Origin of the sequence: Micromonospora sp. MP36 (assembly GCF_008119785.1) — a bacterium.
Taxonomy (GTDB): Bacteria; Actinomycetota; Actinomycetes; order Mycobacteriales; family Micromonosporaceae; genus Micromonospora.
Genome location: NZ_VSFA01000185.1, coordinates 1 through 7,895 on the forward strand (window position 1 = coordinate 1; position 7,895 = coordinate 7,895).

8 protein-coding genes are annotated in these 7,895 nt (G+C 68.3%); 5 read left to right on the top strand and 3 right to left on the bottom strand.

What is annotated here, in order from left to right:
* Positions 1–192: 192 nt before the first annotated feature.
* The 4 genes from FXF52_RS39600 to FXF52_RS39615 all read left to right on the top strand — a co-directional run bounded on the left by FXF52_RS39600 (position 193) and on the right by FXF52_RS39615 (position 5,257).
* Complete coding sequence (locus FXF52_RS39600) at positions 193–1,050, top strand: DUF4352 domain-containing protein (protein ID WP_148804780.1); 858 nt, start codon at positions 193–195, stop codon at positions 1,048–1,050.
* Positions 1,051–1,967: 917 nt separating this feature from the next.
* Positions 1,968–3,464 (top strand): alpha/beta fold hydrolase, encoded by a 1,497-nt coding sequence (locus FXF52_RS39605; protein ID WP_148804781.1) that lies wholly within the window; start codon positions 1,968–1,970, stop codon positions 3,462–3,464.
* Between the two features lie 376 nt (positions 3,465–3,840).
* Positions 3,841–4,788, top strand: coding sequence for an endonuclease/exonuclease/phosphatase family protein (locus tag FXF52_RS39610; protein WP_148804782.1), 948 nt, complete (start codon positions 3,841–3,843; stop codon positions 4,786–4,788).
* A gap of 112 nt (positions 4,789–4,900) precedes the next feature.
* Positions 4,901–5,257 (top strand): hypothetical protein, encoded by a 357-nt coding sequence (locus FXF52_RS39615; protein ID WP_148804783.1) that lies wholly within the window; start codon positions 4,901–4,903, stop codon positions 5,255–5,257.
* A gap of 35 nt (positions 5,258–5,292) precedes the next feature.
* Here FXF52_RS39615 and FXF52_RS39620 read toward each other — a convergent pair whose 3' ends face one another.
* Both FXF52_RS39620 and FXF52_RS44345 read right to left on the bottom strand, forming a co-directional pair.
* Positions 5,293–6,477 (bottom strand): HEAT repeat domain-containing protein, encoded by a 1,185-nt coding sequence (locus FXF52_RS39620; RefSeq protein ID WP_187414002.1) that lies wholly within the window; start codon positions 6,475–6,477, stop codon positions 5,293–5,295.
* A 104-nt stretch (positions 6,478–6,581) separates the two neighbouring features.
* Positions 6,582–6,920 (bottom strand): DUF885 family protein, encoded by a 339-nt coding sequence (locus tag FXF52_RS44345; RefSeq protein ID WP_370518103.1) that lies wholly within the window; start codon positions 6,918–6,920, stop codon positions 6,582–6,584.
* Positions 6,921–6,946: 26 nt separating this feature from the next.
* On the opposite strand from FXF52_RS44345, the gene FXF52_RS39630 reads away from it, so the two are divergent.
* Positions 6,947–7,582, top strand: coding sequence for a helix-turn-helix domain-containing protein (locus FXF52_RS39630; RefSeq protein ID WP_148804786.1), 636 nt, complete (start codon positions 6,947–6,949; stop codon positions 7,580–7,582).
* Between the two features lie 82 nt (positions 7,583–7,664).
* On the opposite strand, the gene FXF52_RS43695 is transcribed toward FXF52_RS39630, so the two are convergent.
* Positions 7,665–7,796, bottom strand: a complete 132-nt coding sequence (locus tag FXF52_RS43695; protein ID WP_255472867.1) for a hypothetical protein — start codon at positions 7,794–7,796, stop codon at positions 7,665–7,667.
* Positions 7,797–7,895 lie beyond the last annotated feature (99 nt).

Below are 7,895 nucleotides of genomic sequence, written 5' to 3' on the forward strand. Positions count from 1 at the left end.
CGCGGACGGAGCGTGACTGGCGGGTGACTCATCGTCGGACGGTGGGTCAGTCGATCGGATGTTGCTCCAGGCAACCGGCGTCTATGTCAGCACTGCCGGTGGAGGGCGTCTGTGAGAAGGCTGTGAGAGCGTCGGTGGTATTGCGCTCAGTACGGGGCAGCGCGACACCAGAGCTGGGAGACCTCCACACCCATGACCACCCCCTACGACCCTGCCCAGAACCAGCCCGGCCAGCAGCCGATGCCGCCGACCGCCCAGTTCCCGCAGGTCCCCGCCGGCCAGTTCCCGCCGCCCGGCCAGTACCCACCGCCGCCTCCCGGGCAGTACCCGCCGCCGGCACCCGGCCAGTACCCGCCGCCTCCTGGGCAGTTCCCGCCGCCTCCCGCCGCCAAGAAGCGTCCCTCCTGGCTGCTTCCGACCCTCATCGGCGTCGGCGTGTTCGTGCTGCTGTGCTGCGGCGGCTCGATGGTGATCGGCCTGGCCAGCGACGACAAGAAGACCGACGGCGTCTCCGCCAGCAAGGAGATCCCCGCCGTCAACCCCAGCACCTCGGCCCCGAGCGCGGCGGCCCCGGCCCCGACGACGAGCTCCCCGGCGCCCGCGCCGGCGAAGACCACCACCGCCCCGGCGCCGGCAAAGCCGAAGACCTTCGGCATCGGCGACAAGGTGCGCGGCGGCGACTTCGAGTTCACCGTCAACAGCGTGAAGTGCGGGATCTCCCAGGTGGGCCCCAGCTACTTCAACCACAAGGCGCAGGGCACCTTCTGCCGGGTCAGCGTGACCGCCAAGAACGTCACCAAGAGCGCGCACCTGTTCCACGCCGATGGCACCATCACCGCACAGGACGCCTCCGGCCGGGAGTACGACGTCGACGGGGAAGCCGCCATCTACGGCAACGACGACGCCAAGGGCTTCCTCGACGAGATCAACCCGGGCAACTCGGTGAAGGCGAACGTCTACTTCGACGTGCCCAAGGGCACGAAGCTCAAGACGATCACGTTCGACGCCGGCCTGTTCACCTTCGCCGAGGACGCTGTCGTCACCCTGTGACCGACCCGCAGCCGCGATATGCGTGACTGGCGAAAACAGCGACAGCCGGGAGAGAACTCCGGGCTGTCGCTGCCAGGCCGGACTCACCCCTCCAGCCCCGTCCGCCCACACCGCGAGCGTCACTCAGACGCGTCCCTCCCCCCGCCATCGTCAGGCAGCCGGGAGCGGGCCCCGGGCGAAGATCAGGCAACGAATGCATCGGATCTGCCGCAATTGCGAGTCGCTTCCTCTGCGCTGGTCCACCGCCTGGTCCTCTTGCCCGACGTTCGGCGGACGGAGCCTTCAATATGGACGCCCGGACGGTAGCGTGACAAGATCTCCGAGTGAGCCGACAAGCTCGCATGACCATGGAGCATTGGTGGGCTATTTCGGCATTTTTGGCCCATGGGGGCCAAAAACTAGAGAAGGTTACGAAATCAAGGTCTCCTCATTTTCGCCGCGAATGTAGCGCTTGGCGGCTGCCACCCCGTCAGCCAGTTGGTGAAAAGTTCAGGCGTTGACTTGTCATCGCCATGCGAGCACCATCAGTGACGCATTCAGAGTCGACAGAACTAGGCGGCCCGGGTAAAAGGACCCGAGAAGTAGAGACACGATCGTTGACAAACGACCATGTCAACACGCTCACGAAGTTCTTGTCGACACAACCTTCCGTGGGATCCACAACCAGCGGATGGCAGTGACACCAGATGCCGCTCGGCGCGCATCGCGACCCGATTTGCGGAAGCGGCACCGTTCCTTATCCAACGCATAGTCCGCGTCTCAGGAACGTTCCGATGTGAAATCCCGCATGCTGGTCGCCGTCGCGGCCCTTTTCATCCTGCTCTGACGCGCCCGCGCCCCGCCCTCGCAATTAGGCCGGTGCGGCCAGGCGCCACGACTACGCGAACCGCGCGTAGCGCTCCCATTAAGGAGACCCCATGTCCAAATCAAAGCGAAGACTCAGAGGGGCGGCATTCACGGTCGCCGCAGTAACCGCGCTCGCTGCCGTACTCACTCCGCCGCCCTCCGCGTCGTCGGCCGCCGGCTGCGACAAGGTGCCGACCGGCGTGCAGGTCAGCGATCACGTCCTGCCCTTCACCGTCCCCGCCGGGCTGATGCCCGACCCGCAGTTCGACGGACTCTCGGCCGAGCTGCAGGTGCATCGCGTCCAGCCGGTTTACGCCCACGGCAAGTGCCACTCGGTGCCCAACAGGGCCGCGGTGCTTATCCACGGCGGCAACTATGGCGGCCCGGCCGTATTCGACCTGCGCCAGCCCGCCCCAGAAGGTGGCGAGCTCAGCGTGCAGAAGGCGCTCGCCCGGGCAGGGATCGATACCTTCGCCCCCGACCTACTCGGCTACGGCCACTCGACGCACTTCGTCCACGGCCTCGACGATCCGGGCAACGCGAGCCTGCCCGCCTACAACCCGGACGGCATCACCTGCTCGTCTCCGGTGGGGTGCGACCGAACTCATGTCCCCCTGCTCTTCCCACTCGATCTGCAGGGGGCGCCGCACGATCCGACGTTGTTCACCAATCCGCTGGGCGGACAGCGCCGCGCGCACTCCAGCAACTTCCGATTCGCCCGGACCGACACGTTCGTACGCGACATCCGTCAGGTCATCGACGACGCCATCGCGCTGGCGCAGCCCTCGGACAGCAAAGTCACCCTGGTGGGCCTCTCGGTGGGCAACCATCCCGTGGCCCGGACACTGTACAAGGACAATCCGGTGCTTCTCCACAGCGACCAGTACATCGCGAAAGTCAACCGGGTCGTGTTCCTGTCGTCGGTGTTCTTCGCCACCAGTCCGACCGAGGAGGTAACGCCGCCGTCGGGCTGGGCTTCCTTCCCGCTGCACGTCTTTAAGACTGACGCTGCGACTGTTCGGGGTGTCTGGCAGATGAGCTCAGGGGGCGAGACGGCGTGCACCGGTCATGTCGTCCCGGGCAGTCCGGAGCAGTTGGGGGCGCAGGTCCGAGAGGACGAGACTCTGGGCCTTCAGTGGGGAGGGGACGACCCCGCGCACCCGACGGGTCTGGGCCGCAGTCCGGTGTTCTCCAGGTACGGCTGGAACAGGGACGTGGCAGGAACGCTAACCACACCTGCGCTGGTCATCCACGGTACTGAAGACCAACTCGCGCCGGTGACGAACGCGAGCGATATTTATGACCACCTCACGATGGTTACCAACAAGGTGCTGGTACAGGTGAACTGCGCGAGTCACGGGCTGCTGTGGGAGGGCTGCTCCGGACACCGCTGCACCCCGGCCTCGGGCACGCCCTACGGCGGCACACCCGGCACCCCGTGGGCCGGTCCGCACTCGACGCTCAAGGCGGCGCTGATCGAGTGGATCAAGAGTGGAACCTTCAACGGCGCCTCTAACGGACAGTTCACCGTCAACGAGAGCGGGGTGGCGAGCGCCACCGGGCCGTGAGATCGGCTGGCGTTCGACGGTATGAAGAAGGCTCGGGTCACGATCGGCGATCAAGCCCGTGACCTGGGCCTTCCTACCGAGCGGCCCGACGGGACGGAATGGAACCCTCGGCCCACGCATTGCGAGTCCGTTCCGGTGACTGACTGCGCCCCGGCCCGCTCGGTCCAGCCGGACTCGATCCCGGACCCGCACACCAGCCCACCCACGCTCGCCGCTCTGGCTGCTCGCCCGGCTGCCCGAGGGGGTTCTTGGCGCGAAGCTGCTCGAACTCAGGGGCCCGTCCGTCGGGCTTGGGGCTGTTCAGGTGACAGCGCGATGGGCCGGTGATTACCGTCCGTGGCAGAGGCCAGAATGGCAGCGACGCCCGGGAGGCACCATGACGTCAACCTTGACCGTGATGACGTGGAACGTGGAGAACCTCTTCCCAGCCGGCCACAAGTACGGACCCCCGGACCGCGAGACGTACGACGTCAAGATCGCCTACCTTGCCACGACCATCCGAGGTCTCAACCCGGACGTGGTCGCGTTGCAGGAGGTGGGTGACCCACGGTGCGCCCAGGACCTCGCCCGTGCGGTCGGCGACGGCTGGCAGGTTCAACTCGCCGATCCCGCCGCCGGCAACCACCCCATCCGAGTCGGCGTCCTGTCGCCCCACCCCGTCACAGTCGAGGACCAGGTCGTCAAACTTCCCGACGCCGGCCTGCCAGCGGTGCCGGACGTCGATGGCAAGACCCTGAAACGGATGGGCCGCGGCGCCCTTCAAGTCCACGTTGACGTCGGCGGCGGCCTGCGGCTTCTCACCTGTCACCTCAAGTCAAAGCTGCTGACCTACCCCGACGACCGCCGCTACCCGAAGAACGAAGACGAGCGAGCCCGCGGCGCCGGCTACGCCCTCCTGCGGCGGGCCGCCGAAGCCGTCGCCGTCCGCGTCCAGGTCAACAAGGTCATGACCGCCTCCGCCACCAACGGTGAACCCGGCATACCCACCGTTCTCTGCGGGGACCTCAACGACGGGCCCGACGCCGTCACGACCACCCTGCTCAGCGGCCCCAGCGACGGAGACATCAACCGGCCCGACAAGGGCGACCCGGTGCGGCTGTACAACCTCGCCCCGCTCCTGCCGACTGGGCGGGCGTACTCACGCATCTACCAAGGCCGAGGCGAACTCATCGACCACATACTCGTCTCCCGCGACCTGCGCCTACGAGTCGCCAGCGTCGACAGCCTCGTCGACGACATCGGCTCGATCACCGAATCCACCGACACCCGACGCCCCGCCACCGTCCCCGATCACGCCCCCGTCATCGCCCGCTTCCACGCCTGAGCAAACCGACAACTCGTCTCAGACGAAACTCCATGCGTAATGGTTGGGCAATGCGGACCCCCGTCTGCGGGCCCCGCACGCCTTAGAACATATGTTCGACTAGCCTACGAGCGTGGAGTGGCGAACGCGCTGGCACATCACGATCCGTTGGGACCGGGCCGACAACTCGCCCGCCAGCGTGACCGTCGTCGAGCACGCCGTGGACTCCCCCGCCGAGCTGCGGCACCTGGTCCAGGCCGCCCGCGCCGACCCGCACGTGGTCGCCTTCCCCTACCGACGGGTCCGCGAGCTGGTCGGCGACGAGCCGGACGAGTGCCACAACGGGCACGGCTACGCAGGCGGCTCGGCGACGACTGCGGTGCGGGGCTGGTGGCCGTGCCGCTGCGGCGGGCACCTGGTCCTCCGCTGCCGCGTGTGCGCTGATGTGCGGGTCGAGCCGGGGGTCGGCGCAGACTGCGATCCGCGGTGAAACCCAGTCAGCGCCGGCTCCATCGTCACTGCGGCTCAGCGTGCGGCGGCATCGGTCAGCCGAGCAAGTTCCGCATCGGCGATCCGGCGCACGGCCGGGTCGGCGTCGCTGGCGTACTGGTGAAGGATGTCGGGGGCGGCGTCGGGCGCGAGGCGGCGTGCCGCAACGGCGACGCGCTGGCGGACTACCCGGTCTGGGTCGTTCGCCAGCCCGACCACTAGCGACGCCCACCGCGGTCGCACGCTTCCGGTGCTGATAAGTCCGCTTATGGTAGCGGCGCGCACTGCCGGCTCGTCGTCTTGCGCCAGCGTCGTGAGCTGCGGCGGTATACGGCGATCCGAGTCCACCGCCTGTGCGAGCGCCCGAGCGGCCTGGGCTCGCAGCAGCGGGTCCTCGTCAGCGGCGATCAGCAGCAGCGCGTCGACCGCCGCCGCTCCGCCGACTAAGCCAAGGGCTTCGTGCGCGTTCTCGCGGACGTGCCGATCGGGGTCGTGTCGCAGCCGCAGCAACGCCGGGGTTGCCTCGACCTTGCGGAGCTGGCCGAGTGCGTACGCGACCATCGACCGTACCCGCGGCACAGGGTCCGCGGCGAGGGCGGCGAGTGGCGCAACCGCGTCGGCCAGGCCGGTGTAGCCGAGCCTGGTGACCGCCGAGATCCGTACCTGGTCGTCGAGGTCACGCAGCGCCACGACGAGCACCTGGAACCCTCGGTCATCGCCAGTAGGGTCGGGAATCGAGCCGATCGCCACGGACCTGACCCGCGGATCGGCGTCGGCCGCGGCTGCCGCCAGCAATTCGACATCCTGCGCTTCGACCACGAATCCCAACGCCCACAGCCCTGCCCGGCGTAGTTCTGGGGTGCCACCAGTGGCCAGGCCCAGCACCGTGCGACGCGCGGCTGCCTTGTTCGTATGCAACAGGTCGATGATCTCGCCAGTCAAGCTGTCCTGGTCGTCACCGAGATCGCGGGCCGATGCGCGCAGAAGCACCGGGAGCGCAGCCAGACCCTGGACGCCGGCCAGAATGCCGGCGATGAGGTCCCGACCGTAGAAGTTCTGCTCGTCGAGGAACCGGTCGAGCGCCTCGTGCAACCGGGGCACCAAGGTGATGTCCCCGCACGCCGCCAGAGCTGTGAGGATCGGCGCGATGTCGTCGTAGTCGTCCTCAAGCTCGGTGGCATGCCGGACCACGGCCTCCAATGCTTCAGCACCGTCGATCATCCGCGTCACCATGCCACACGGCGCCGTCTCTCCCAGCGCACGCTCCCCAGACGGCGCTGAACACTGCGGTCAAAGCTGCTACCGCCTGCGCTGATGCACACCCACTAAACCGTCCTAGGACATCGACTGTCAAGGCGGCTGGGCCCCACTGGCACCCCCGAAAACCGCAACGGTGATGATGAAGCGCCATCGAACGAGGGCTCCATGCGCGCGGCGCGCCAGCGCTGCCCGTACAGCATGCCCAGCCGTTCGCCGGGATCGCGGAGCAGGCCGATCTCGTCACACAGCCGCTCGGCGTAGTGCGCCCAGCCCTCAAGGTCCCTACCGGTCCGGGATGGCCGCCGCGGAGCTCCGGTCGTCGGCCGAGAACCCGGCGGGCGGGGTTGCCGCGCGTGCCCCAAAGTTCGATACCATCGAACAAACGCGGCGGGACCTCCCGCCAACCGCGACAGGAGGCCCCGTGCGGTCGATGGAGAGCCACCCGGTACGGGAGCAGACCCGCCCGGACGGCGGCGTGGCGGACGACACCCCGGCCGGTCAGGTGGGCGCGCGCATCCGGCAGTACCGCAAGGAACGCGGGCTGACGCTGCGTGGCCTGGCCGCCCGCTCCGGCTTGTCGATCGGCTTCCTCTCACAGGTCGAACGAGGCATCTCGTCCATCGGCCTGACCGCGCTCGGCAGCGTCGCGAAAGCTCTGGATTGTTCGGTGGCGGACTTCTTCGATTCCGGCGCCGACTCCTCGCCGGGATCCGTCACCCCGCTTCCCACGCATTTCACGCTCACCAGGGCGGAGACCGCCGCCACCGAGTACGTGTCCGGGCAGCAGACCTACCGGATGCTGTCGGAGCGGGGACCAGACCTGGTCCTTGAGCCGATGCTGGTGCACATCGCGCCCGGCGGTCGCCGGGAGAACGCGTACGGCCACGCTGGCGAGGAGTTCGCCTACGTCATTTCAGGCGAACTGCTCTACGAGGTGAACGGGGTCGAACACCGGCTGCGGCCGGGCGACAGCGTGCATCTCCGCTCCTCGGTGCCGCACCGGATCTACAACGACACCGACTCGGTGACGACCGTGGTGTCGGTGGTGACGCCACGGCTGTTCTGACTGTGAGGCTCGCCTGGTCGGTCCGCACGCGGCTGTTCACGAGCGTGAAACAGGCCGTCCTCGCAGAGTGGCCTCTGGGTTCTCAGCGACCGAAGCGGCGGTCCACGGCGGCCATGGTGGCGCGCCAGATGGCCGAGCCGGGATCGATGACGTCGAAGTGGTTGCCCGGCTGCTCCCGGCAGCTGATGTCGTCTCCCGCCGCGCGGGCGGCCACGGCATATCGGCGGTGTTGGTCTCCCGGGGCGTCACAGCCTCCGCCGCCCTCGCTCCCCCCACTCGCGGGGCCGCGGGGCCCCCCCGCGGCCCCGTCCCG

Bases quoted from the DNA above. Each gene is read 5' to 3' on its own strand.
- FXF52_RS39630 (WP_148804786.1), top strand. From the start codon at position 6,947: ATGGAGAGCCACCCGGTACGGGAGCAGACCCGCCCGGACGGCGGCGTG.
- FXF52_RS39620 (WP_187414002.1), bottom strand. From the start codon at position 6,477: ATGATCGACGGTGCTGAAGCATTGGAGGCCGTGGTCCGGCATGCCACC.
- FXF52_RS39610 (WP_148804782.1), top strand. From the start codon at position 3,841: ATGACGTCAACCTTGACCGTGATGACGTGGAACGTGGAGAACCTCTTC.
- FXF52_RS39600 (WP_148804780.1), top strand. From the start codon at position 193: ATGACCACCCCCTACGACCCTGCCCAGAACCAGCCCGGCCAGCAGCCG.
- FXF52_RS39605 (WP_148804781.1), top strand. From the start codon at position 1,968: ATGTCCAAATCAAAGCGAAGACTCAGAGGGGCGGCATTCACGGTCGCC.